Origin of the sequence: Exiguobacterium sp. Helios, from assembly GCF_014524545.1 — a bacterium.
Classification (GTDB): Bacteria; Bacillota; Bacilli; order Exiguobacteriales; family Exiguobacteriaceae; genus Exiguobacterium_A.
The window spans coordinates 850,142-876,312 of sequence record NZ_CP053557.1; the positions used below are offsets into that span (position 1 = coordinate 850,142).

At 45.3% G+C, this 26,171-nt stretch carries 25 protein-coding genes and 1 other annotated feature; of the genes, 16 read left to right on the forward strand and 9 right to left on the reverse strand.

Going from position 1 to position 26,171, the window contains the following annotated elements; all coding sequences use genetic code 11:
- Nucleotides 1-18: 18 nt before the first annotated feature.
- Nucleotides 19-990 carry an alpha/beta fold hydrolase gene (locus HNY42_RS04400; RefSeq protein WP_131973622.1) on the reverse strand — a complete coding sequence of 324 codons (972 nt, stop codon included), beginning with the start codon at nucleotides 988-990 and terminating at the stop codon, nucleotides 19-21.
- Nucleotides 991-1,000: 10 nt separating this feature from the next.
- Nucleotides 1,001-2,680 (reverse strand): formate--tetrahydrofolate ligase, encoded by a 1,680-nt coding sequence (locus HNY42_RS04405; RefSeq protein ID WP_131504232.1) that lies wholly within the window; start codon nucleotides 2,678-2,680, stop codon nucleotides 1,001-1,003.
- A 167-nt stretch (nucleotides 2,681-2,847) separates the two neighbouring features.
- Here HNY42_RS04405 and HNY42_RS04410 point away from each other — a divergent pair, with 167 nt between their 5' ends.
- From HNY42_RS04410 to HNY42_RS04430, 5 genes are all read left to right on the forward strand, one after another.
- On the forward strand, nucleotides 2,848-3,738 hold the full coding sequence (locus HNY42_RS04410) for a carbohydrate ABC transporter permease (protein ID WP_026829190.1): 891 nt from the start codon (nucleotides 2,848-2,850) through the stop codon (nucleotides 3,736-3,738).
- On the forward strand, nucleotides 3,735-4,622 hold the full coding sequence (locus HNY42_RS04415) for a carbohydrate ABC transporter permease (RefSeq protein ID WP_131504231.1): 888 nt from the start codon (nucleotides 3,735-3,737) through the stop codon (nucleotides 4,620-4,622). Before HNY42_RS04410 ends, HNY42_RS04415 begins: the two co-directional genes overlap by 4 nt.
- Nucleotides 4,623-4,766: 144 nt before the next feature.
- Nucleotides 4,767-5,026 (forward strand) — a binding site (T-box leader).
- Nucleotides 5,027-5,093: 67 nt separating this feature from the next.
- Nucleotides 5,094-6,068, forward strand: coding sequence for an aspartate--ammonia ligase (gene asnA / locus HNY42_RS04420; RefSeq protein ID WP_131973621.1), 975 nt, complete (start codon nucleotides 5,094-5,096; stop codon nucleotides 6,066-6,068).
- Between the two features lie 173 nt (nucleotides 6,069-6,241).
- Entirely contained in the window at nucleotides 6,242-6,463 is a 222-nt protein-coding gene (locus HNY42_RS04425; protein WP_014969583.1) for a hypothetical protein, read from the forward strand.
- Nucleotides 6,464-6,480: 17 nt separating this feature from the next.
- Nucleotides 6,481-7,074, forward strand: coding sequence for a DedA family protein (locus HNY42_RS04430; protein ID WP_131504229.1), 594 nt, complete (start codon nucleotides 6,481-6,483; stop codon nucleotides 7,072-7,074).
- A 31-nt stretch (nucleotides 7,075-7,105) separates the two neighbouring features.
- Here the strand turns inward: HNY42_RS04430 and HNY42_RS04435 are convergent, their stop codons facing one another.
- Nucleotides 7,106-8,584 carry a potassium/proton antiporter gene (locus HNY42_RS04435; RefSeq protein WP_131504228.1) on the reverse strand — a complete coding sequence of 493 codons (1,479 nt, stop codon included), beginning with the start codon at nucleotides 8,582-8,584 and terminating at the stop codon, nucleotides 7,106-7,108.
- 188 nt (nucleotides 8,585-8,772) lie between these two features.
- Between HNY42_RS04435 and HNY42_RS04440 the strand changes: the two genes are divergently transcribed.
- Entirely contained in the window at nucleotides 8,773-10,059 is a 1,287-nt protein-coding gene (locus tag HNY42_RS04440) for an ABC transporter substrate-binding protein (protein ID WP_114596851.1), read from the forward strand.
- A gap of 64 nt (nucleotides 10,060-10,123) precedes the next feature.
- Here HNY42_RS04440 and HNY42_RS04445 read toward each other — a convergent pair whose 3' ends face one another.
- Nucleotides 10,124-11,416: an NCS2 family permease gene (locus HNY42_RS04445; protein ID WP_188005177.1), complete on the reverse strand. Its 1,293-nt coding sequence runs from the start codon at nucleotides 11,414-11,416 to the stop codon at nucleotides 10,124-10,126.
- A 208-nt stretch (nucleotides 11,417-11,624) separates the two neighbouring features.
- Here HNY42_RS04445 and HNY42_RS04450 point away from each other — a divergent pair, with 208 nt between their 5' ends.
- From HNY42_RS04450 to HNY42_RS04500, 10 genes are all read left to right on the forward strand, one after another.
- Nucleotides 11,625-13,382, forward strand: a complete 1,758-nt coding sequence (locus HNY42_RS04450; protein ID WP_131504226.1) for a sensor histidine kinase — start codon at nucleotides 11,625-11,627, stop codon at nucleotides 13,380-13,382.
- Nucleotides 13,382-14,086 carry a response regulator transcription factor gene (locus tag HNY42_RS04455; protein ID WP_251138797.1) on the forward strand — a complete coding sequence of 235 codons (705 nt, stop codon included), beginning with the start codon at nucleotides 13,382-13,384 and terminating at the stop codon, nucleotides 14,084-14,086. Before HNY42_RS04450 ends, HNY42_RS04455 begins: the two co-directional genes overlap by 1 nt.
- Before the next feature lie 25 nt (nucleotides 14,087-14,111).
- The gene (gene deoD, locus HNY42_RS04460) at nucleotides 14,112-14,819 is read left to right on the forward strand and encodes a purine-nucleoside phosphorylase (RefSeq protein ID WP_026829180.1); all 708 of its coding nucleotides are present in this window, start codon (nucleotides 14,112-14,114) and stop codon (nucleotides 14,817-14,819) included.
- Nucleotides 14,820-14,920: 101 nt separating this feature from the next.
- Nucleotides 14,921-16,303: an aldehyde dehydrogenase gene (locus HNY42_RS04465; RefSeq protein ID WP_131504224.1), complete on the forward strand. Its 1,383-nt coding sequence runs from the start codon at nucleotides 14,921-14,923 to the stop codon at nucleotides 16,301-16,303.
- A gap of 68 nt (nucleotides 16,304-16,371) precedes the next feature.
- A complete protein-coding gene (locus HNY42_RS04470) occupies nucleotides 16,372-17,589 on the forward strand; it encodes a CDP-glycerol glycerophosphotransferase family protein (protein WP_188005178.1) in 1,218 nt (405 codons plus the stop codon).
- A complete protein-coding gene (gene tagD / locus HNY42_RS04475; protein ID WP_131504222.1) occupies nucleotides 17,586-17,978 on the forward strand; it encodes a glycerol-3-phosphate cytidylyltransferase in 393 nt (130 codons plus the stop codon). Before HNY42_RS04470 ends, tagD begins: the two co-directional genes overlap by 4 nt.
- 55 nt (nucleotides 17,979-18,033) lie before the next feature.
- The gene (locus HNY42_RS04480) at nucleotides 18,034-19,176 is read left to right on the forward strand and encodes a CDP-glycerol glycerophosphotransferase family protein (protein ID WP_188005179.1); all 1,143 of its coding nucleotides are present in this window, start codon (nucleotides 18,034-18,036) and stop codon (nucleotides 19,174-19,176) included.
- Nucleotides 19,177-19,337: 161 nt separating this feature from the next.
- Nucleotides 19,338-20,045, forward strand: coding sequence for a Crp/Fnr family transcriptional regulator (locus HNY42_RS04485; protein WP_131504220.1), 708 nt, complete (start codon nucleotides 19,338-19,340; stop codon nucleotides 20,043-20,045).
- A 328-nt stretch (nucleotides 20,046-20,373) separates the two neighbouring features.
- Nucleotides 20,374-20,844, forward strand: a complete 471-nt coding sequence (locus HNY42_RS04495) for a cytochrome c oxidase subunit II (protein ID WP_188005181.1) — start codon at nucleotides 20,374-20,376, stop codon at nucleotides 20,842-20,844.
- On the forward strand, nucleotides 20,845-22,536 hold the full coding sequence (locus tag HNY42_RS04500; RefSeq protein WP_131504219.1) for a b(o/a)3-type cytochrome-c oxidase subunit 1: 1,692 nt from the start codon (nucleotides 20,845-20,847) through the stop codon (nucleotides 22,534-22,536).
- A gap of 105 nt (nucleotides 22,537-22,641) precedes the next feature.
- Here the strand turns inward: HNY42_RS04500 and HNY42_RS04505 are convergent, their stop codons facing one another.
- The 5 genes from HNY42_RS04505 to HNY42_RS04525 form a co-directional block, all read right to left on the reverse strand.
- Nucleotides 22,642-23,271 (reverse strand): response regulator, encoded by a 630-nt coding sequence (locus HNY42_RS04505; protein WP_188005182.1) that lies wholly within the window; start codon nucleotides 23,269-23,271, stop codon nucleotides 22,642-22,644.
- A complete protein-coding gene (locus tag HNY42_RS04510; protein ID WP_131504217.1) occupies nucleotides 23,268-24,293 on the reverse strand; it encodes a sensor histidine kinase in 1,026 nt (341 codons plus the stop codon). Before HNY42_RS04510 ends, HNY42_RS04505 begins: the two co-directional genes overlap by 4 nt.
- Entirely contained in the window at nucleotides 24,290-25,009 is a 720-nt protein-coding gene (liaF, locus tag HNY42_RS04515) for a cell wall-active antibiotics response protein LiaF (protein WP_012369506.1), read from the reverse strand. Before liaF ends, HNY42_RS04510 begins: the two co-directional genes overlap by 4 nt.
- Nucleotides 25,010-25,068: 59 nt before the next feature.
- Nucleotides 25,069-25,692: a PspA/IM30 family protein gene (locus tag HNY42_RS04520; protein WP_131504216.1), complete on the reverse strand. Its 624-nt coding sequence runs from the start codon at nucleotides 25,690-25,692 to the stop codon at nucleotides 25,069-25,071.
- A gap of 62 nt (nucleotides 25,693-25,754) precedes the next feature.
- A complete protein-coding gene (locus HNY42_RS04525; RefSeq protein WP_131504215.1) occupies nucleotides 25,755-26,132 on the reverse strand; it encodes a lmo0954 family membrane protein in 378 nt (125 codons plus the stop codon).
- Nucleotides 26,133-26,171: the final 39 nt, after the last annotated feature.

The following is a 26,171-nucleotide window of genomic DNA, read 5'->3' on the forward strand; positions in this document are numbered from 1 at the left end:
GCACCTCGCTTTTGTTCATTATGGATGTCCTTGTTTCCGCAGTGAAGAAAGCGGATGTGAGCCGATCTGCTTGTTCAGCCAACCTGCGATATCCGCAAAAACACGGATCCGCTCAAACTCGTGGAATAACTCATGCCGCAATCCACGGTAGACCGTGAGTTGCACCCCTTCGACACGAACCCGGTTGTAGGCATCAAACAGGGCATGAATTCCTTTGCCGTCGAATGCGACCGGGTCATCTTCCCCGGCTATCAGCAGCAACGGTAAATGACGCGGATGTTGATACAGATAAGCCAGTGAGTTGACGGATTTGGTCGCCGACAGTAATTCGTTAAAAAAGCCGAGTGTGACGGTTTGCCCCGATAGAGGATCTTCATCGTAACGTACGACGGATTGAGGATCGGAGGATAACCAGGCATTCGAAGAGAGTGCCGGGAAGAAACGTAAGTTATACCGACCGAAAATTAGCTTACTGAGTCCTTCTGCCGGATGTTGAGAAGAAGTTTGTTCGATCAGTCGTCCGACAATTTTTTGACTGACGGTGCCGAGTAAACCATTGTCTGTCGGAGGACCACTTGCGATGACCCCTGCCAACTCGTGTCCGAGTGTTTGGCCAAGGCGTCTTGAAATGAGTGAACCAAAACTGTGGCCAAACACGAAAATCGGTAAATCCGGATAACGATCTTTGATATCGTAAACCAGTTCTTCAGCATCCTGCATCAATTGCGCAAAACCATGATTTGGCTCCAAATGCCCAAGGGAGTCCAGCTGTTGTGCGCGTGTGCCAAAACAACGCACATCCGGAATGATCGTATGGTAGTGGTGGGCATAGAGGAACTCTGCAAACTCTTGGTAGCGCGCACCGTGCTCCATCATTCCGTGAAAAACAATGACGACCCCTTTCGGAGCGGTAGCTTCTAACAGATGCATCGTCGTCGTGTAGCCGTCTGATGCAATCCAGTGTGTATGGTCGATTGTCACATCTATCATCCTTCCCTGATTAAGAAAGTCCGTATATTGTTCCGTCTTCAGAAATTCCCATCTTATTGGCAGCTGGTGTTTTCGGTAAACCCGGCATGGTTAATACATTCCCGGTCAAGGCGACGATGAACCCCGCACCGATGGATGGTTTGATTTCGCGGACAGTAATCGTAAATCCTTCGACACGTCCGTACTTGCTTGGATCATCCGTCAATGAGAAAGGTGTTTTTGCCATACAGATCGGCAGATGTCCCAGTCCCTGCTCGGTGCAACGCTCAAGCTCACGTAATGCCTTTTCTTCGAAATGCACATCTGCTGCACCATATACTCGTTTAGCAATCCGTTCGATTTTTTGTGTCAGCGGCAGTTCGGCCGGATAAAGCGGAGTAAACTGACTCTCTTCCTCCAAAGCCTCAAAGACCTGCTCCGCCAGTGCTTCTCCACCGGCTCCCCCTTGGCTGAAGACTTCGCTTTCAGCGACGCGGATCTTGCGTTCACGGCACCATTCGAGCACCGTCTCGCGCTCCGTATCGGTATCGCTTGCGAAACGATTCAAGGCGACAACGGCCGGCACGCCGAACAAATCCATTGTTTCAACGTGCTTCTCGAGTAAAGCCAGTCCTTCGACTAAAGCGGATAAATTTTCTTCCGCCAATTGATCCTTTGCAACCCCGCCATGCATTTTCAACGCACGGACAGTCGCAACGACGACAACCGCATCCGGATGCAGATTGCCAATTCTGGATTTAATGTTAAAGAATTTTTCTGCTCCGAGATCTGCTCCGAATCCGGCTTCCGTGACGACATAATCACTCAGCTTCAAGGCAGTACGTGTCGCAATCAGCGAGTTACAACCGTGGGCAATATTTGCGAACGGACCGCCATGGATTAAAGCCGGTGTGCCTTCGACCGTCTGGACAAGATTTGGGCGGAAGGCTTCTTTTAAAAGTAACGTCGCAGCACCGGCAGCTTCGATATCCTGAACTGTAACCGGTTGTTGATCATACGAATAGGCGACGACAATCCGGCTGATCCGTTCTTCTAAATCCGTGATGGAATCGGCGAGGCAGAGAACGGCCATGATTTCCGAAGCGACCGTGATATCAAACCCATCTTGACGCGGAACGCCATGAGCCGGTCCACCCAGTCCGATCGTGATTTGTCGCAAGGCCCGGTCATTGAGATCGAGGACACGTTTCCAAGTGACCCGACGAGGATCAATTCCTAAGTCATTCCCTTGATGAAGATGATTATCGAGCAGGGCACTGATTGTATTGTGGGCTGACGTGATGGCATGCATATCGCCTGTAAAATGAAGGTTAATTTCTTCCATCGGCAAGACTTGGCTGTAACCGCCACCGCACGCTCCGCCTTTCAACCCCATCGTTGGTCCAAGTGATGGTTCGCGTAAACAGATCATCGTCTTATGATTGAGGCGATGCAATGCTTGACCAAGTCCGACCGTCACTGTCGATTTTCCTTCGCCGGCAGCCGTCGGATTGATCGCCGTGACAAGAATCAGTTTTCCATCCGTCTTCGTCGCCAATCGTTTAACTAATCCGTCCGTCAACTTCGCTTTGTATTTTCCGTACGTATCATAATCCGCATCGGTTAATCCAATGTGTTTAGCAATTTCGGAGATGGGGCGCAGAATGGTTTGTTGGGCAATTTCTAGATCAGAACGAATCGTTTTTTCCATGGCGTAATCTTCCTCTCAAGATGAATTTCTCTATATTTCCTTAATAGTAGCGTATCTGAAACTGACACGCCAAATAATCGTTCAATATATTCCACCCAACTTGTCAAATGGTTGCGTTTTCATTTTATGGAAAGTTGCGTAGTCTAGGGATAGAGGAGGGATGAGCAATGGCAGTAAGCAATAAGAAAAAAGTAAAGCGCGGACTTGAATTTTGGATGTTTGTCGGACCCGTCTTTTTAGTGTTCGCAGTGATTGTTCTCGTACCTTTTTTTAATGGTGTCATGTATTCATTCACGGATTGGAACGGAATTACGGGTGAATTAAATTGGATTGGATTTGATAACTATGTCCGCCTCTTTACAGTGGACGAACAGTTTCAGCAGTCCTTTTGGCTGACGACAAAATATACCGTCGTTGCCGTAATTTTAACAAACCTGGTCGGATTCATTTTAGCGTTTTTACTCACGCAAAATATTCGGACACGAAACTTCTTACGGACGATTTTCTTCATGCCAAACTTAATTGGTGGATTGATTCTTGGGTTCGTCTGGCAGTTTATTTATGTTAAAGGATTTGCGTCGATTGGAGAATTGACAGGTTGGAGTTTATTCGAACTTCCATGGCTCGGTGACGCCCGAACTGGTTTCTGGGGCATTGTCATCGTCTCGATTTGGCAAGGTGGGGGATATATCATGGTCATCTATATCGCTGCCCTGCAAAATGTACCGCAGGAACTGATTGAAGCAGCCAAAATCGATGGAGCCAACCGATTATCCACGTTGCGGAATATTACGATTCCACTGATCATGCCGTCTGTTACGATTTGTCTGTTCTTGACGATTTCTTGGTCCTTTAAATTATTTGATACGAACTTATCGCTGACAAATGGTGGTCCGTTCAAATCGACAGAAATGCTTGCGCTGAACATCTATAAAGAATCGTTTACAAACAATAACCTGGGTCTTGGTTCTGCCAAAGCGATCATCTTCTTTGTTGTCGTTGCCGCGATTACCGTTACTCAAGTCTACTTGACGAAAAAACGGGAGGTGGAAGCATGAGTACTGCACAACCTTTGCCGAAACCGGAACTGACGCCGGAGAAACCGGCACCGAAAAAGCGTGGTCGTTATTCCGTGCGTCTCGGTACCGTTGAGATTGCCGCACTGTTGATGGGCTTACTGTATATGATTCCGTTTTATTATGTCATTTCGAACTCGTTTAAAACGCAAGGAGATATCTTTACAAATACATCGGGGCTTCCGAAAGAATGGATCACCTCAAACTATACAGATGCCTGGGCAGCGATGAATTTTGGAAAAGTGTTTCTGAATTCTGTCATCATTACAGTTGGTGCAAATGCAGTTATTGTTATTTTTTGTTCGATGGCCGCCTGGAAACTTGTTCGGACGAAAACCCGCTTGTCGACCATCATCTTTTTCCTGTTTGTCGCCGCGATGATCATTCCGTTTCAGTCGATCATGATTCCGTTATCGAAGCTGTCGGGTGATCTCGGTCTGCAAAACAGTTATTGGGGTCTGATTTTGATGTATCTCGGCTTTGGTTCCGGCTTGTCGATTTTCTTGTATCATGGATTCATGAAATCGATTCCGGAAGAGATTGAAGAAGCAGCCATCATTGACGGTTGCTCGCAGTGGGGCGTCTTTTGGCGGATTGTGTTCCCGTTGCTTAAACCGATCACGGTAACGATTGTCATTTTGAACACACTTTGGATTTGGAATGATTTCTTGTTGCCGTCCCTGATGTTGCGTGATGTCGAACTGCGGACGATTCCGCTCGCAACGTTCTATTTCTTCGGTCAGTACACGAAGCAGTGGGACTTGGCGCTAGCCGGATTAATTCTCGGGATTATTCCGTTGTTACTCTTCTTCTTTGCGATGCAAAAACAAATTATTCAAGGGATTACGAGTGGTTCAATCAAATAAAGATGTAAGCGCGTTCTCGCTTCTGCGGGAACGTTTTTATATGACATATCTAGTCTGATTAGTCAGATTATTTTATTTTTTTTTTGAAAAAAGGGCTTTTCAAATGCTTGCCGGATGGTGTACGATGTTCTCAATTCAATTGTAACAACGACGTTGAAGGGAAGAGTAACATCTTGTAAAACCGGATTAGCGAGCTGGGGGCGGTGAGAGCCCAGTCGGAAACAAGTTGCGAAGAACATCCCGGAGTCGCTACCCGAACACTGAAGTCAGTAGGCGTAGCCGGAGTTGCCTGTCCGTTATCATATGGCCGAAGATTGAGATGATAATTGATCATCAGTCTTTTGAGTGAGCAGCTGAGCTGTTAACATGGGTGGTACCGCGGAACCGAGTCTTTCGTCCCATATTCTTGGGAGAGAAGGGCTCTTTTTTATGGCTTCTTTTTCAAACACACAATTGAGGAGGAAGAATACCATGACAACACTCGTATCTATGAAACAGACACAGGAAGCCATCACACTTGTAAAAAAACGCTTTGAGGAGCAGTTCTCGGCACAACTCGGATTAACACGCGTCGAAGCGCCGTTATTCGTCGAAAGCACACTTGGAGTCAACGATCATCTGAACGGAATCGAACGTGTCATCCGCTTTGATGCAATTGACCATCAGGCAGAACTCGAGATCGTTCAATCTCTTGCGAAGTGGAAACGCCAGGCACTCCACACATACGGATTCTCAAAAGGGGAAGGCTTGTACACATTGATGCATGCCATCCGTCGTGATGAAGTACTGGACGAAACTCATTCGATTCACGTCGACCAGTGGGACTGGGAACGTGTCATTACAAAAGAAGAGCGGACGATTGACTACTTGCAAACGACGGTTCGTGCGATTTACGAGTCGATTCGCCAAGTGGAACGTGAAGTCGAAGAGAAACTTGCGATTGAAGCGATTTTACCGGAGACGATTCATTTCATGACGACACAAGAACTTGAAGATGCATACCCGACACTTTCGACAAAAGAGCGCGAGACCGAAGTGACGAAAGAGTATGGTGCTGTCTTTTTGATGCAGATTGGTGGTGCATTGGCATCCGGAGAAAAACATGACGGTCGAGCAGCAGACTACGATGACTGGACGCTCAACGGTGATATTTTAGTTCACCATCCGGAAATCGGAGCATTTGAACTGTCGTCGATGGGTATCCGGGTCGACCGCGAAACATTGCTGGCGCAGATCGAAACGACGGGCGAACACACGAAACTTGATTTCCCGTTCCACCAAGGTGTATTGGCAGAGAAACTGCCGCTGACAATCGGTGGAGGAATCGGACAATCCCGGATGGCGATGTTCCTCTTGAAGAAACGTCATATCGGTGAAGTTCAAGCATCGGTCTGGTCGGAAGAAACACGCGCGTCGTACCGTGAACAAGGTGTGCACCTGCTGTAAGAACGAGTGATGTACTGATAAATCTGATTCAAAATGTCCTACTGGCCATGATTTCATGTCCAGAAGGACATTTTTTTATAGGGTAAAATAAGTTCATCCGACCTCAGACGGAGGAAAGACGTGTGAAAACACGTTATAATGGGCATATGAACTAATAAGAGAGAGGTGAAGACATGTCAGCGATACTCATTACAGGATTAGTGTTTGCCCTACTTTTCGTCGTGTTTCTTTGGTTTAACATCAAAGGATTACGGACGATGTGGCGTGATTACAAACGCACAGGATCAATGATGGCACTTGGCTTCTTTATCGTCGGAATCATCGGGATCTTTACAGGAGTCTGGACGACGCTCGTCGTCATCATTTATTATCTTCTTCGTCCTGCACGAGGCTGATTTAGAGGAGTGGTTGGATGTTAGAATGGTTGTTCTCAGCCGGAGAGTCGAATCTCTGGCTGTTTTTAGGAATTATGATTCTTGGACTCGGGACGGAATTAATCCCGGCTGAAGTCGGGTTGCCGGTACTCGGTCTTTATGTATCAAACGGGACAATTAGTTGGACCGCAGCCGTCTTGATCGGTTTTCTCGGCAGTCTGATGGGGGCGACATTATTTTATTTTCTCGGTCGTTACGCCGGACGTCCAATTTTGGTTCGTTACGGAAAATGGCTAATGATTAAGGAACGGGAAATCGTTCAAGGGGAACGAATCGTATCGAAATACGGTTCCTGGTCAGCATTGTTTGGCCGCTTCTTCCCGGTCGTTCGTTCTGTTGTTTCCATTCCGTGTGGTTTGTTCAATTTGTCTTTCAAACGATATGTATTGGCCTCAAGCATTGGCTTGTTCCCGGTATCGTTCTTCTATGTGTGGTTAGGAGAAAGGTTTGGGGTGGAACGGGCAGAGTCGATGTTGAAAGGACTCGAACAGGAGTTATGGTGGATTCTTGGTATTATCGTCGTCGGAATCATCGGATACATTGTGTATCGCCGCGTTAAATCAAAGCGTTAAGAGAAATGACAAAAAAGAGCTGACAGCGACGTCAGCTCTTTTTTGTCATCTCTTTTTGCGGGAATAAAAAACGTTTGAGTGTTTTAATCCGATGTTTTGGTGTTAATAGAAGTAATTGATCCCGTCCTTCAAAAATTGTATCGCCGCGTGGTGTCACGATTTGATCGTTACGGATGATGGCCGTAATTAAAAATTCCTGCGGCAGATCAATATCCGAGATGGCTTCCCCGACAAACGGATGAGAGTTCGGAATCGTCAATTCGATGATTTCCGCATTCGGTTTACCGATCGACATGAACTCAATGACCGTTTGAATCGTGGATGAACCGGTCTCGTTTAAATGAAGCCGGTCCGCCAAGAAGGTCAACATACTCCCTTGGATTAACGTCGATAACAAAACAGTGAAAAAGACGATGTTGAAGATCATGCCGGCATTATCGATTCCGGCAACAAGCGGATAAGTTGCGAGAATGATTGGAACAGCTCCTTTTAAACCGGCAAAAGAGACAAATACTTTTTCCTGCCAGGAATAGTTAAAGGGAAGGAGACTGAGCCAAACGGAAACCGGACGAGCGATAAAGATTAAAATCAAAGCGAGGGCAATCGATGATAAAATCACCTGTGGATCAAGCAACTGTTTCGGAAACACAAGTAATCCGAGCACGATGAACATTCCGATTTGCGCCAAGTGCGCCATGCTCATTGTGAAACGGACGAGCGTCTGCCGGTAGACCAACTCATGATTGCTAATATAAATCGCTGTCACGTAAACAGCGAGGAAACCGCTGGCGTGAATCGTGTCCGCAATACCGAACGAAAGAAAAGCGAATGACATTAGCAGAATCGGATAAAAGCTCGAGGAACTGAGATCAATCCGGTTAAGTAATGTTGAAGCAATCCAGCCGATGAATAGACCGAGCAGTAAACCGATCACCATTTCCCAGACTAGCGAAGTTAAGCCGGAAACAAGTGAGGCCTCTTTAGGATTCGTCACGAATTCCAGGAAGAAGACGGTCAGAAAAACAGCCATCGGATCATTCGTACCGGATTCGAGTTCCAGCGTCGATCCTACTTTCCGCCGGACTGATTGTCCGCTGAGTACTGAAAAAATCGCGGCAGCATCCGTCGATCCGACAATGGCACCGAGGAGAAAGGCGTTAGCCCAGCTGAATCCGAGAATATAATGGGACGCAACGGCGACAATCGTCGTTGCGATGAAGACACCAAACGTTGCAAGTGAAAGAGAGGGTGACAATTCCGTCTTCACTTCTTTCCAGGCAGTTTGAAGACCTCCCTCAAATAAGATGATAATCAGTGCCACGGTACCGAGCAATTGCGCCAGTTCCGCATCATCGAACCGGATAAAACCGGTAATATCACTGCCGGCAATCATACCAAGAGCGATGAAAATCAAGAGAGCGGGAATGTTCAAGCGACTGGATAATTTCGTTGTCCAGACTGCGGTAAATAACAATAAACCAATCAATAAAATCGTGAACTGTAGGGACATTGCATCAAACTCCTTCGTTAAATAGTATCTATTTTTATCATACACTAATCCCGACTTTTTTTATCGGATAACGATTGTTCAATATTTTCCACCGCACCGGACAAAATTATCCGTTTTTATTGCAAGCGTTTTCATTTATTGTAAAAGCGTAGCACGATTATCAACTCGAAAATCAGGGAGGTATCCGAATGCGTAAACGTAAATGGGCAGCACTACCAGTTATGACGACCGCAATGGTCGTAGCACTTGCAGCATGTGGTGGCGGTGGGACACTCAATAGTGATGACTCAAAGGACAGTGGCTCTTCTAAGGACGGGAAGACCCTCAACGTATTCCAATTTAAAGCTGAAATCGCAAAAGACATGGAAAAGATGGCAAAAGCCTATGAAAAAGAAACAGGCGTAAAAGTCGTCGTTCAAACGGTTGGTGGCGGATCGGATTACGGCGCAGCCTTGAAATCGCAGTTTGCTTCAGGGAATGAACCGGATGTCTTTAATAACGGTGGATTTACAGAAGCGAAAACATGGCAAGACAAATTGGAAGATCTTTCGGATGAAAAATGGGTCAGTGATTTAACAGACCTTTCAAAAGAACCGATGACAATTGACGGGAAACTTTATGGTATGCCGATGAACCTGGAAGGTTATGGTTTCATCTACAATAAAGAAATCTTCAAGAAAGCCGGTATTACAGAGTTACCAAAAACTTTAACAGAATTAACAGAAGCGTCTAAGAAACTGAAAGCGGATGGTGTTACGCCATTCTCAATCGGATACGGCGAATGGTGGATTCTTGGAAACCACTTAATGAATATCCCGATGGCGCAACAGGATGATCCGGATCAGTTCATTGCCGATTTGAACTCTGGAAAAGGAAAGTTCGAAGACAATAAACAATTTAAAGAGTTTATGAACTTGTTTGATTTGACGATCGAATACGGAAACAAAAATCCGTTGACGACGGATTACAATACACAAGTTTCTCAGTTTGCTGAAGGGAAAACAGCAATGATCCAACAAGGAAACTGGGCGCAACAATTGATCACGGATGTTAATCCGGACATCGAGATGGGCTTCATCCCGATGCCGATCAATGATGATAAAGAAAAAATGGACCGCCTTCCGGTCGGCGTTCCGAATAACTGGGTCGTCAACAAAAACTCGAAAAATAAAGAGGAAGGTAAAAAGTTCCTCGAGTGGATGGCGACATCTGACACAGGAAAAGATTACATGGTCAACAAGTTCAAGTTCATTCCGGCTTTCAAATCAATCGAAGCAGCCGATCTTGGACCACTGGCTGACGATATCATCAAGTACTCTAAAGAAGATAAAACCATCTCATGGAACTGGTTTAAATATCCGGACGGCGCTGTCAATGAATTTGGTGCCATCATGCAGGCATATGTAGGGAAACAAAAAACATCGGAAGAGATGTTACAAGACTTTACGAAGACATGGGAAAAAATGAAGAAATAATAAAAAAAGTGCTGTTTCCAAGAAAAATTGGAAGCAGCACTTTTTTTACACGTTTTTTTATTCATTAATGCAGAAAAAACAATTGAATGAAAAACAGAACGGCGAACAGATAAATCAAGAAGTGGACCCGCTGTTTTTGTACAGCCTTCATGATAGGATAGATGATGAATCCGAACGCGATACCTGTTGCGATACTGCCGGATAGCGGCATGATGATGATCACCATGAACGCGGTAAAGGCTTCACTGAAATCTTCCCACTGGATCTGTTTGATGTTTTGTAGCATCAATGCACCAACAAGGAGTAATGCCGGAGCCGTAATGGCCGGAACGCTTGAAATCGATTGAACGATTGGGCCGAAAACTGCTGACAGCGCAAACAAGATTCCAACTGTGACGGATGTCAAACCGGTTCGTCCGCCGGCTGCGACACCGGAAGCCGATTCGACATAGGCCGTGGTTGGACTTGTTCCGAACATAGCTCCGGCAATCATCGCCGTTGAATCGGATAACAAGGCACGTTCACTGTTTTTCAGGGAACCATCCTCTTCGATCAGTCCAGCCTGTTCACCGACTGCGACCATCGTACCGGTCGTATCAAACATCGTGACGAGCACAAACGAAAGCACACCACTGAAGAGTCCGTATTGAATGACGTCTTGAACGGCAGTGAGCGGATTCGCGACAAGAATGCCTTCCGGTAAAGTCGGCAAAGCAATCAAGGTTTTCGAGAACGTCAACTCACCGGTCAAGAAAGCCAGCAGTCCGGATAAAATCATCGCGTACAAAAGCCCGCCCGGAACACGTTTAACTGTCAGAATAGCTGCTATCAGTAAACCGACTAACGTAATAAGGGCTTCCGGGGATGTTAAGGAGCCGATTGTAATCAAGGTTGCAGGGTCTGCGACAAGGATTCCGGACATTTTCAAACCGAGGGAAGCAATGAACAAACCGATTCCTCCAGTGATAGCCAATTTGAGTGTGGTCGGAATGACTTCAATCAATTTAGTCCGTAAAGGGGACAGGGATAACAAAAGAAAAATAATGCCGGCAACGAAGACGACCGATAAGGCTGTTTGATAAGGTATTTTTTCACCAATTACCAAGGTATACGTAAAATAAGCATTTAATCCCATTCCCGGTGCTACGGCAATCGGTAAGTTAGCATAAAAGCCCATCAATAACGTCCCGATCAGCGTGGCAATAATTGTCGCCGAGAAAGCTTGATCTTGTGGAATTCCTGCTTCGGACAAAATGGTTGGGTTGACGAATAGAATATAGGCCATCGTGATAAACGTGATAAAACCAGCTTGAATTTCACGTTGGACCGTTGTATCGTGTGCGGATAGTTTAAACATGAACCAAAGACCACCTTAATCTTAAAAGTTTGTTAAAAACGAACATTAACGATGTTATATCAATATTCATTCGGAATCAAGTGTTGTTTTTTTAGAAATCCAATTTGAAGAAAATCGTGAGGGGCACAAACAAATAAAACACGTACATGTAAGCGGATACAGCTATGCTATACTACTTATTAGAAGAAAAAGGATGGAGGAGACGGCGATGAAGAGCATCCGAACACGTTTGATCCGACTTGTCGTCTTAGCGATTCTGATTCCGACGACGCTTGCTACATCAGCTTCTTATCTCTATGTACGGAATCAAAATGTGGAGCAGGCGGAACGTTCAAGCTTGAGCGCTTTGAAAAGAGGAAGCAACCAAATCAGTCATTATATGGAAGATATAAGACGATTACCGACAAGTTTGTATGCGAATCGCTCCTTACTCAATATTATGAATGTCGGGGCGGATGCTGAGCTCAGTGAATCGGAGGGTGTGATTTCACGGGCGCTTCTCGGACTCTTTTTATCCAGACAAGATATTGAGCAGCTTCACTTTGTCATCTTAAAAGGAAACTCGGAGTACTCGGTTTATAACATGAAGACATCCAGCCGGGGGAAGTTTGATTGGTTACAGGAGACCGACTACTTTCGTTTGATGAAACAAAAAAACGGCTGGTTGATTGATCCGGCACATCAGATTACTGCCTATAATACACATACGATGATTTTGGATGACAAACAGATCGTCAGCTTCCGTTACCGGATCAATCGTGTGGAAACAGATGAACCGCTTGGATTTCTTTCTGTCGACATTCCAACGAGTGTCTTTGAACAGCAATTAAAGCTGTTTGAAAACTTCCCCGGTGAATCGCTTTGGCTGTTGAATGGAAATCAATTGATTGCCAAGACGGGAAAAGAGCTTCCGGTCACGAATGACCGATTTACAGGTAAAAGTGGCAGCATGCGGGTCGGGGACTCCTTCATCGTTTATGCCAAAACGAAAACACAGGGTGTTCCTATCACACTTGTTAAGACGACGCCATACGCCTCTGTCGTCAAAAGTGCTAATGAAACAGCTCTGATTTTAATTTTGATCGGAATTGGCTCGTTAGTCTTGATGATTATTGCAGCAAGTCTCGTGGCACTTGAAATCACAAAGCCGATTAAACAGCTGACAGCAAACGTGTGGCGTGTCGAACAAGGCGATTTATCGGCTCAATTCATTGCGACAACCAATGATGAGATTGGATTGCTGAATCGGCAGTTCCAGCGGATGATTCAACGAATCGACCGGCTGATCAAACGTGAATACCGTTTGGCACTGGAAAACCGGACGAATGAATTGCGGGCCTTACAATCCCAGTTGAATCCGCATTTTTTGTTTAATGCCTTGCAATCAATCGGGACGACGACGTTACAGGGCGACCGAAAAGTTGCATATCGTTCGATTACAGGACTTTCGCAAATGATGCGTTATTCGATGAATAATGAACAGACAATTGTGACGTTGAAGCAGGAAGTCGATCATCTTCAGTCCTATATGCGTCTTCAGCAGCAACGCTTTCCCGATCGATTCCGCTACATCGTTGATGTGCCGTGGCACATGAATTCGATTGAAGTCCCGAAAATGATTTTACAACCCTTTGCTGAAAATTATTTTAAGCATGCGTTTAATCAACAGGTAGATGCAACCGAAAACTATCTCGCCTATAAAGTCAGAAGTGACGGGGATCAACTGATCATTCAAGTCGAAAACAGCGGGGCAGTCATGGAATCGACGGAACTGAAAAGTATTGATCAAACGATGCGGATGCACCGTCGGCCGGAAGACCGTCAAACATCCGGGATCGGTCTACACAATATCTACGAACGTCTATTAATCTTTTATGGAGAGGAAGCCAGTATGATCCTGCAGTCTCCAACTGAAGGTGGTTTTAGAATCGTCATTCGAATTCCCGTTGAACAGGAGGAACTATGATGAATGTATTGATCGTAGACGACGAAAAACATGTTCGTGATGCCGTTAAATTGCTTGGCGAGTGGGATACATGGCAGGTAGACAACATCTTTGAAGCGGATGACGGAGTCACTGCCAAACGTTTTTTGGAACAGGAAAAAATCGATTTGATGTTAACAGATGTCGAAATGCCCGGACTGGACGGACTAAGTTTACTCGAATGGACAAAAAATCATCATCCAAAGGTCGTCACGATTGTATTGACAGGGTATGATGATTATACGTATATGCGTCGTGCGATTTTGCATCAATCGTTTGATTACTTACTCAAGCCAATCGATCCTGATATTTTAAACGATGCTGTCGGGCGTGCGATGGAATTGATAGGTCCTGTTCCGGAACAAGGAGAAGCGATTGATCAGATTGCGAAGTACATTGCGACACACTATGCGGAAGAACTAACGCTTCAACTCATGAGCGAACGCTTTTACTTAAGCCGGGAATACATTTCAAGACGATTCAAACAACGTTTTTCGGTCAATCTATCGGATTATATTCAAACGATCCGTTTAAATCGGGCGAAGGAATTGTTGGGTGAGACGGATGCTCGAATCTACGAGATCGCGCTTGAAGTCGGATACCATGATGATAAATATTTTCGGAAAGTCTTTAAAAAGCAGTTTGGAATGACTCCAAATGAGTTCCGGGAGTTGTTGTCGGTTTAGTCACTATTTAGAGGAGGAATCGTACATGAGCGTACACATTAACGCAACAGAAGGTCAGATTGCAGAAACCGTATTACTTCCAGGAGATCCACTTCGTGCAAAATACATTGCCGATACATTTTTAGAGGACGTCGTTTTGTATAACGAAGTTCGCGGAATGTATGGTTTTACAGGAACGTATAAAGGTAAAAAAGTTTCTGTTCAAGGAACAGGGATGGGTGTCCCGTCGATGTCGATTTATGCAAACGAATTAATCCAATCATACGGAGCTAAAAACCTGATTCGTGTCGGTACTGCCGGCGGGATCACGCCGGACGTCAAAGTCCGCGACGTCGTCATCGCGATGAGTGCGTCACACGATATGGCACAAAACCGGGTTCGGTTCAACGGACTGGATTATGCGCCGACAGCATCGTTTGACTTATTGCACAAAGCTTATATGACAGCGAAAGAACACGGCATCGATGCAAAAGTCGGTCAAATCTTCACGACCGATCAATTTTACCAAGATGATTTCCACCACTTCAAAAAATGGGCGGACTTCGGTTGCCTCGCAATCGAGATGGAAGCGGCAGGTCTCTACACACTCGCTGCAAAACATAAAGTCAACGCCTTGACGATCTTAACGATTTCCGATCACTTGTTGACGGGTGAAGAGACGACGTCGGAAGAACGTCAAACGACGTTTAACGACATGATGAAAGTCGCACTTGAAACAGCAATCCAACTGTAAACGGAAGGCGGAGAAAAGACTCTCCGCTTTTTTTATTTGCCCTGGCAGCTATGGTAGAATGAGAAGGAAGAAATGAATGAGCTCACAAGGGGGATTTACGGATGGGATTGACGACAACGGGATTAGATGTAGCACGTCAGGTCGAGGTACAACGGACTTTTTTCAAGACAGGCGCAACAAGAAGCATTGCTTTTCGTTTAAGTATGTTGACGTTCTTGAAACAAGCGATTGAAACGCATGAAGCAGCCATTTACGATGCCTTGAAAGTCGACTTGAATAAAGGGCGTCAAGACGCTTTTACGACAGAAATCGGTTTTGTCTACGGCGAAATCAATCGGATGGAAAAACAATTGCGCCGTCTTGCAAAGCCGCGCCGTGTGGGGACGCCATTGTTGCATTTTGGCTCGAAAAGTGAAATCCGTTTCGAACCGTACGGAAACGTTCTTGTCATCGCACCTTGGAATTATCCTTTCCAACTTGCCCTTGCACCTGTCGTAGGCGCGATTGCAGCGGGGAATACCGTCGTTTTGAAACCTTCGGAATTAACGCCAAACGTCTCACGTGTGCTACGCGAAGTCTTTGAGACGGCCTTCCATGAACGTTTTGGTGTCGTAATCGAAGGTGATGCGGAAGTGAGTACAGCAGTGTTAGAAGAAAAGTTTGATTACATCTTTTTTACGGGTTCGACACGCGTCGGAAAAATTGTTCATCAGGCGGCAGCGAAACACCTGACACCGGTCACACTTGAACTCGGCGGTAAGTCTCCGACGATTGTCCACAAGGATGCAGACTTAAGACTCGCGGCGAAACGGATTGCCTGGGGCAAATGGTTAAATGCCGGACAAACATGTATCGCACCGGATTATGTTTTTGTTCATCGGGATGTACAAGAAACATTCCTGCGTTATATCGAGGAAGAAGCATTTTCACAGTATGGAAATGGGGTGGGAGTTGGATCATACGTCAAAATTGTATCCGACAGTCACTTGGAACGCTTGACGGGCTATCTCGATCAGGGAGACATTGAATTCGGCGGACAAGTCAATCCGGAAACAAGAAAAATGGCTCCGACCGTCATGACGAACGTTCCTCTTGATTCGAAATTGATGCAAGAAGAAATTTTCGGTCCGATTTTGCCGGTTCTTGTATATGATGAAATTGAAGATGTCATCACATTTGTCACAGACCGTGATAAACCACTTGCACTCTATTTGTTCACAGAAAATGACTTCGTCAAGGAACGTGTCCTGAACCGGATTTCCTTTGGTGGCGGTTGTGTGAATGATACGCTCATGCATGTCGCACAGCATAACTTACCGTTTGGTGGTGTCGGTGCCAGCGGGATTGGTGGATATCATGGCAAGTACAGCTTTGAAACGTTCAGCCATCAAAAAGGCCTTGTGCACAATACGACGAAGTTTGATTTACCATTCCGTTATATGCGTTCAAATACTGATTCCAAATGGATGCGCTTTTTGTTATGATGGTTGAGGTTTGATTAATATGAAGTGTTATAAAAAGTAAATTTTTGTTGAATTAAGGAGTACATGTTTTGAAACGTCAATTACGTCAGTGGATCAAGAAAACTAAACTGGTCGAAACGGGATTGCACCTCGTGATGCGGTTGTTTGCTTGTTTGCCGGTTCACCCAAATCGCTTCCTTTTCGAAAGCTTTTTAGGAAAACAATACAGCGACAATCCACGTGCCATTTATGAAGCGTTAAAACAAGAACATCCGGAACTTGAGTTGATTTTCAGTAAAGATCGACAGAGTGTATTAACGGATCCGACGGTGCAGACAGTCAATCGAATGACGATTCGCTGGATTTATCTGCTCGCTACATCGCGCGTCTGGATTTCTAACAGCAGGCTTCCCTCTTGGTTGTTCAAACGAAAAGGGACCATCTATTTACAGACGTGGCATGGAACGCCGTTAAAGAAGCTGGCACTCGACATGGATGATGTGCAGATGGCCAATACGACGACAAAACGCTATAAGCGTGACTTTGCGCGTGAAGCATCAAAGTGGGATTTTTTGATTTCACCGAATGCCTATTCAAGTCGGATTTTTCGACGGGCCTTTCATTTTTCAGGTGAAATGCTTGAAGTCGGTTATCCACGCAATGATGTGTTTTACCAGACGGAACGGCATCCGGAAATCGTCGAACGGGTTTATTCGCGGTATCAAATTGATCGGACTAAGAAAATCATTCTGTATGCGCCGACCTGGCGAGACAACGAGTACGTGGCACAAGGATCGTATTCCTTTACGTTGCCATTTTCGTTGGAACAGTTCGAAAAACGGTTTGGTGCTGAATATACGTTGCTGATCCGGATGCATTATTTAGTAGCGGATCAAGTGGATACGTCAGCTTATCTATCTGTCCACAACGCTTCGGATTACCCGGATATTTCAGATTTATATATCGCAGCAGATGCTATGATTACAGATTATTCATCCGTCATGTTTGACTATGCTCATCTGAAACGACCGATGATTTTTTACACGTATGATTTAGAACATTATCGGGATCAACTGCGCGGATTCTATTTTGACTTTGAGCAGGAAGCACCGGGTCCGCTCGTTTTACAACAAGCACGATTATTTGAAGAGATTGATCGGTTGCATGAATGGAGTAATCGATATGGCGCAAAATTTGCTGCATTTGAAAAGAAATTTTGTCAATGGGATGACGGAACAGCGTCTTTACAAGCCTATCAACGTCTTTTGCAACCTGTCAGCAATCAGCATAAAGGAGAATTATCATGAAAAAAGTCATCACGTACGGCACATTTGATTTACTGCATTGGGGTCACATCAACATCCTCAAACGCGCAAAGGAAATGGGCGATTATTTAGTCGTCGCGATTTCGACGGACGAGTTCAATCGATTGAAACATAAAGAATCGTATCACAGCTTCGAAAACCGTAAATTGATTTTGGAATCAATTCGTTACGTTGACGAAGTCATTGCGGAAAACAATTGGGATCAGAAAATCACCGATGTACAAGAACATCAAATCGATACATTTGTCATGGGAGATGACTGGGCCGGTGAATTCGATTTCTTGAAAGAATATTGTGAAGTCGTTTATCTCAGTCGGACGGAAGGTATTTCGACAAGCCAGATCAAAACGGAGTTAGGAAAAGGTTCGTGAACAAAAAAGACCACACCCTGCGTGCGGTCTTTCTTCATGGAAGGGAGGGAATAACGTGAGAGAGAGTATCGTGCAAATCTACTTGCTGCTTTTCCGGATTTTCTATCGAATCTTCTGCTTGTTACCTGTGAGACCCGTGACGCTCTTTTGGGTCACTTACGGTGATAATGTGAAACCGATCAATGATGCGCTCCTGACGGAATTTCCGAACGAAAAACGGTATTTGATTTATGATAAAAAATTTGTGAAATATCCGGAAGCATGGTCGGCGGAATATGCATTGCCTTATCGCAGACTGAGTTTTATTCGGCTGGCGTACCTTCTTGCAACATCGAAGCATCATTTCATCGATAACTATATCGGCGAATATAGTGTCGCCCCGATTCGTCAGGGAACAAAACGGATCCAGTTATGGCATGCTGCAGGGACACTAAAGAAATTCGGTTTGACGTCATCAAAGAGTTTGATGGTACCGAAGCATGTCCTGCGACGTTTCAAACGGGTGTACCAGCGTTATGGGGACTTCATCGTACCGGGAGGAGCTTGCGCGAAACAATTCATGGGACCACATGATCTTCCGCGGACAGTCTTCAAAACATTTGGTGTGCCCCGGACAGATTACTGGTTTGACGAACAACATCAACACACCAAAAAAAAACTTCACGATGCTTACGTCAAACAGGAACGTCGTATTCTATTGTATGCGCCAACCTACCGGGAATATAATGGAATGGAAGGACAGACTGTCCGCCAACTCGAACAATTGACCGATCAAGGATGGACAATTCTTGTCAAATTACATCCGACGGTCCGTTCGATGTTCACACATCAAAAAAAACATGTGCACTTCGTTACGGACGAATATTCAATCAATGATTACTTACTCATCACCGATGTATTGATCACCGATTATTCCTCGATTCCTTTTGAAAGTTGTCTGCTGGATGTTCCAACCATTCTTTACACACCAGATATCGACACGTACCGGCAGATTCCGGGTATCATCGATTCCTATCCGGACCCGTTACCGGTTACTTGCACAAATCAATTTGATGTTATATTGAACTGGATTAATTCGGATGCAGCGCTAGAAGAAAGCCGGACAGCGATGGAAAAATTCAAAACAGTCTGGTATACGGAACAACCTGGACAAGCGACACGTCGGATTGTCGATCATTACTACCGGAAAGTACGTTGAAGTAAAAAAATGATCTATGTTTTTAAACGAAACTAGAATCATTTTTTTAAAAAATTTTGTGAAAACATGAACAAAGTTTGACAATCTTTTGAAAAAACGTTTTTTTGACGTGTGATGTTCTATACTAGGAGCAGAAGGAATCAAGGAAAGGAGAATGCGAAATGCTTGCTTGCGGAACAACAGAAGCCAATACGTTTGTCTTATCAGCAGAGACACGAATGATACTGGAAGACTTCATGACAGAGGTGACGTTTAAAAAGGATTCAATCGTTTGTTGGGAAGGTGAGTTAAACGATAAGTTGTTTTATGTGAAGCAAGGCGGTGTCAAACTGTCTAAACTGACGAAAAAAGGCAGCCCTTTAATGATGTTTTTATACTTTAAGGGTGATTTGTTCGGTGAGTTTGATGTCGGCGAAGCATTTCCAAGTTCTTATAGCGTTGAAACAATGGAAGACAGTGTCCTGGGTGTCATTTCGAAAACGAAGCTTGAGGAATTGATGAAGCAGGACGGTGTATTTGCCTTAGAAATCATGCGTTGGCAAGCCTTGATGCGAAAGCAGTCCGAAACGAAACTGCGTGACCTGTTGTTGTTTGGGAAACAAGGTGCACTGGCCTCGACCTTACTCCGGTTGATTGCCATGCATGGAAAACAGGTTGGGGAAGACTATGTCATTTCCAAACGACCATCCGATAGCGAACTCGGTCAGTTGATCGGGGCGCCGCGCGAAACGGTCAATCGCATGTTTTCCCAGTGGAAAAAAGACAAGGTCATTTCATCAACGACGACTAAAATCATCGTCCATGATGCTAACTATTTGAGAGATTTATGCCATTGTGAAGGATGTCCGGTAGGTGTATGCCGGATTTAAAAATAAAGCGAATCCTCTTGTCCTTGAGACAAGGGGATTTTTTTGAGAGCTTCTTCCTAAAATGTGAACTTTATGTGTGTTTTTAGAAGGGAAAGCGAGAAATCGTCACAAATGGTGTGACATTTATCACGGTCTCAAGCGGTACGTCTTTTCTAGAATGAAGACAGGACATCAAGTTGAAATGAGAAGGGAGTCAGGCATCATGAGCAGTAAACCAGAACCGAATTTATCAGGCACAATCGTCGCCGTTTTTATTGTTGCTTCCGTCATCATCGGGATGTGGGGATCGATTTTTCTATTATTTAGTTCCAGATAAGGAGGAAAGGCAATGCACATTCATCGTTTGGAGAAAATTTGGTTAGTATTTGGTTGTGTGATGTTAGCCGTTTTTTTAGTCATCATTGGTATTTCTGCTTTTGCATCCGGCAATCAACCGCCGTCTGACGCTACATTAATTGATCCGACACAAGTGGATCAGACCAAACCATTTGATAAACCGGGGTTGAAAAAAATTGACGAAAACCGCTATGAAGCAGTCATGGTGTCGCAAGCGTTTCAGTTCACGCCACAAGATATGGTAATTAAAAAAGGGGCAACGGTAGACTTTCTCGTGACGTCAAAAGATGTCGTTCACGGTTTTGAAATCGTAAAGACAAATGTCAACATGATGGTCGTACCCGGTCATATCAATTCAATCGAATATACCTTTAAAAAAGCCGGAGAGTATTTGATTGTCTGTAATGAGTATTGCGGAAGCGGTCACCATATGATGTCGACAAAAATTAAGGTGGTGGAGTAAATGAATGCCATTTCGAGAAAATTAAAAGAATTTGAGATGGAGCGGGGAATGCCGGCGACGGCAATTGGCTTAAAAGAAGCGAAACTGGCTTTTGCCCATGTCAGCTTTTCGCTCGTCGCCTTGTTGATTGGCGGGTTATGCGGGTTACTGCAGACACTCGTGCGGACCGGTGTGATTCCGGAAATTGCAGGCGTCGGCTATTATGAATTATTGACGGCCCACGGGTTGATGCTGGCGATTGTATTTACGACATTATTTATTTTTGGCTTACTATTTTCTTTTTTAGGACAATCGTTTGGGCGTTTCGAAGAATTTCCAAGACGGCTCGGTTGGGTCGGATTTTGGTTTATGATGCTTGGTGTCGTCCTCGTCACATGGATGGTCCTCGCAGGAGAAGCTTCTGTTTTATATACCTTTTATGCACCATTGAAGGCTCACCCGGTGTTTTATATCGGACTTGTCATCTTTGTTGTCGGAACGTGGATTTCTTCCGGTGCGATGTTCCGGATGTACGCGGACTATAAACGGGAGCACAAAGGTGTTCATCCACCGCTTCAGGCATACATGAGTATCATGACGGTATTGTTATGGGTCGTCGCGACACTCGGAGTCGCTGCTACGATTTTGTTTCAACTCTTACCGTTGTCACTCGGTTGGACGGATAAAGTCGGAATTGAGTTGTCACGCACGCTCTTTTGGTACTTTGGTCATCCGCTTGTATATTTTTGGCTGTTGCCGGCATATATCGTCTGGTACACCGTGATTCCGAAAATCGTCGGCGGAAAGATTTTTTCAGATGCATTGGCCCGGATGTCCTTTTTATTATTTTTACTGTTTTCCTTCCCTGTCGGATTCCATCATCAATTGTTGGAACCGGGTATCTCAGCCTTTTGGAAATACATTCAGGTCGTCCTCACGTTTTTGGTCATCATCCCGTCACTCATGACAGCCTTCTCGATGTTTGCGACTTTTGAACTGGCAGGGCGGCGTCAAGGCGCAACCGGACTGTTCGGCTGGATCAAGAAGATGCCGTACCGGGATGTCCGCTTTTTAGCACCGTTTGTCGGAATGTTATTTTTCATTCCGGCGGGAGCAGGTGGAGTCATCAATGCGTCGCATCAATTAAACATTGTTGTCCACAACACACTGTGGGTGACCGGTCATTTTCATATCACGGTCGGAGCTGCCGTTGCCTTAACGTTTTTTGGAACTGCCTATTGGTTGGTCCCCTTGCTCAGAGGACGGACGCTGACGAAACAACTCAACCGGATCGGACTGATCCAAACGATGTTGTGGACGGTCGGTATGCTGTTCATGTCGACAGCGATGCATATTTCAGGGTTACTCGGTAATCCGAGACGAACAGGTCCGGCAGCTTACTTCAAAGATTCGCTTGTTGCCGACTGGATTCCGTATCATGTTGCGATGGCAATTGGCGGAACGATTTTATTCCTTTCCATTCTGTTGTTCTTATTTGCGATGTTCCAACTCGCTTTCCGGGCACCGAAAGGCATGGAAGAGTTCCCGGTTGCTGAAACAGAAAAAGCAGCGATGCAAACACCGCTGTTCTTCGAAAATTGGAAGCTTTGGATTTTCGTGACGTTTGCGTTAATTGCATTTGCCTATACGGTTCCAATTTGGCATATGATTGAGAATGCGCCGCCTGGAGCACCAGGCTGGAAATTGTGGTGACAGAACGAAAACAAATAAATGACCGGGTTCCTCTGAGATACAGGAGGAACCCGGTCATTTTCATTGAGTATGAGAGCAATTGTAAGTATAGAAAAATGCTGAAGATTACTTAACGATGTTGTGTTTAAACGCATAAACGACAGCTTGCGTCCGGTCAACGACATCAAGCTTCGACAAGATGTTCGAAACATGTGTTTTGACAGTCTTCAAAGAGATGAACAGTTCGTCGGCAATTTCCTGGTTCGCCATTCCGCGTGCCATCAGTTGCAATACTTCCTGTTCGCGTTCTGTCAAATCATCATGGAGATGGCTCGTTGGTTTTCGTAAACGTTCCATCATTTTCCCCGTGACTTGGGCCGCCATGACGGATTGACCACTTGCTGTTTTTCGAATCGCTTCTGCAATTTCAAAGGCACTTGCTGTTTTTAAGACATAACTCATTGCACCGGCCTCGATGACAGGGTAGACCTTTTCATCATCTAAAAAGCTGGTGACGACTAGAATTTTGGCATCTGGCCATTCTTTTCGAATCAACCGTGTTCCTTCAACGCCATCGACCGGCTCCATGACTAAATCCATTAAAACGACATCCGGACGATGTTTCAATGCAAGCTCAGCACCTACTTGTCCGTCCGATGCTTCTGCTACGACCTCGATATCTGGTTGAGTGGACAAAAAAGCAGAAACACCTGCACGGACCATTTCGTGATCATCGACTAATAACACACGTATCATACTTGCACCATCCGATCTTTTCTTAATTTTACTTCAATTTGTGTTCCTTGTCCCGGAACACTGACGAGACGAATCGCTCCACCCATCTCAGCCGTTCGTTCCCGCATCGAATTGATGCCGTAAGAAGCGAGTTTTTTTTCATCGACGATAAAACCAACGCCGTCATCATTCATGCTTAAGATGACTGTATCATTGAATTGACGAAGTTCGATGTCCATATGTGACGCTTTGGCATGGCGCAATGCATTGGTCAGTCCTTCTTGGACAATCCGGAACAATTCGTTCTCAATCGGGCGGGGTAATTCGATGGATTCAAGCTTCCAACTCAGCTCGGTGGACTGCTTTCTTGATAACTCTTCCAACAATTGAGTCAGGCCTTGCTGAAGGGTCATGCCTTCGAGTTCGACCGGGCGTAATTGTAATAACAGGGAACGCATTTCTGACTGTGCCGTCTGGGCCATTGTTTCGACCAAATCGATTTGTTTGGCAGCTGTTTCAGGTTGCGTCAGAATCGTCTGTTTCGCTGCTGTCGTCATCATCGAGATGGCATACAGCTGCTGGGAAACAGAGTCGTGTAAATCACGGGCCAGCCGTTTTCGCTCTTCTGTAATGGCCTGGACACGGACTTGTTCGATGTGTTGGGGACGGGTACTGATTTTTTGAACGGTTTCGACCTGTTCATCAATCCGTTTCCCGATCCGCGACAGACGTGTCAGCGTGTGGAAATAAGGACCGTTGACAATTGTCACTTCTTTTCCTTGCTCCAGTTCAATGATGGCCGTTGTGACTCTCTTGAAATCGCGCCGTAAAAAGAAATAGTGGATACTGCCAACTGCTAACGGTAATAAAAGCGATAAACCGATGACGAGCAGAAAAACAGGAAAGTCCTGTTGACGGACGAAAAGTACATGCCAATTGACTTGGCGTGTACTTAGAAATAATAACGTCGTCATCACAGCCGTCAAAAAACCGGTCATGACCTGGAGTGCGATGACACCAAGCGGAAATTGATCACGTTTCATATCGAGGTCACCTCCACGTTCCCGATTCCAAGCATGACATGAATCCGGACTTTTCGGACAGCCTCGTCATATTCGGGGGCACGGTACTGGATTCGGCGATTAAAGAAAGTCGGAATACGACGGACATCTGTCTTGACGCTCCCGAAACCAATCGATGTATCGAGCGTGTAATCGTAACCGGACGGTAACAGGATTCGGACATCACCGACGACACCACTGACGACGATCAGTGTTTCGCCTTCCGGAACATAAGCATGCGTCAAGTCGATTTCGAGATCACGGACGATGAATTGTTCGCTCAAATCTTTTAAAACGTAGGGAAGTTCCTGTTGTGTCGCAAAAGAATAGGCCGGTTGAATCTTAATGCCTTCCTCCTCATATAAGCTCGGTGAAATTTTTGAGAAGAAAAATTCCCGGACAGAGTGACGGGTTACGAGAATGATTCCGAGATACAGCAGAATACCGGCGATGACGAATCCGATCGCTGCCGAACTGAGGACGACACCGGCTAAGATGATTGTACCAACGATGTAAAACAGGATAGCCAGTTTTTCATGATTTCTTTTTCGGAAATGAATCCCGACATAATACAGGAGGAAGGGGAAAAGCACTCCGAATAATACATTTCCCGCGCCTGTCATCAAATCATAGAATAGTCCGAGAGCAAACAGGATCGACACGTAGCCGACTAGTTGTTTTGTACTTAATCGTCGCACGGGCAATCTCCTTCCTGACATGACAAAGGGAGGCAAGAATGCCTCCTTCGTCCGAATACTTATTTTTGGAAACGACGTTCGAGATCGGCAATCCGCGCATCAATATCATCTTCTGCAATCGGCGCTTCCTCTTCTTTCGTTTCAGGTTCGTTTGTTGTGAATGGATGTTGTTCTTGTTTAATAGTAGCATTTGGTTCGCGTTCTAGCACCTGGTTCATCTTCGATTTTAAATTCGAGACGTTTTCACGCATCATCCATTCATACCGTTTGTTTTGTAAGTCTTCCAGCTTCAGTTTCAATTCCAGTGCTTCCCGTTCGAGCTGATTGAGCTCACGTTTCGTTTCGACAATCAGTTCTTCAAAGAAGCGGAACTGTTCCCCGTAATGTTTCGACTCGATGGCCGCCCGTTCTGCAAGTTCTTGTTCGCCTGCTTCTTTGGCGATTTCAACTTGTGTAAAACGTTTATCTGCGAGTTCCTTCGCTTCATCCTGTTTTTGTGTCAGTTCAACAAGCAACGTCCGTTGACGTTCCAGTAAACGGTCGATTTCTTTTAAGTCCGATTCGGTTGTCCGGATGTGGCGGACCAGCTTTTTAGCAGGTGCTTCTCCCTGATCGGCGGCTTTTTTTACTTCTGTCATCATTTGATTGGCAAACTCATTTAATTGATCGAATACGTTTTTCATCAAAAATTCCTCCTTGGATGTTAAATCTACAAAGTATCGGTTCGTGATGTACTGTCCATTTGTTAGCGTTTTTGATCGAGATCTTGCCAATCGGCTTCAAAGTGGGACGATGCGGCCGGACGACGGCGGGCGAACAGTTGATTCAAATCAACACGTTGCAGTTTCATACGCATGTATCCGATGTAGAGTGCAAGTGCGGCAGCGATCCCGACAACAGCCCAGATGTTTGATAGGGCAACACCGATTCCGATTGCTGCGAGCAGTCCAAATCCGATTTTCGCGAAAACGCTTGATGTTTGGATAAACTTACTGATGGCGTAAAAAGCGAGTAGCGCGCCGAGCCCGAGTCCGATCATATGCGGTAATGTACCGATGACGACAGCGAGAAGGGCGAGACCGGCAAGTGCCATCAAGACCTGTTTTCCTTTTGATTGCTTCATGATGAAGCCTCCTTTTTCTTGATACTCTTATCTTACCGA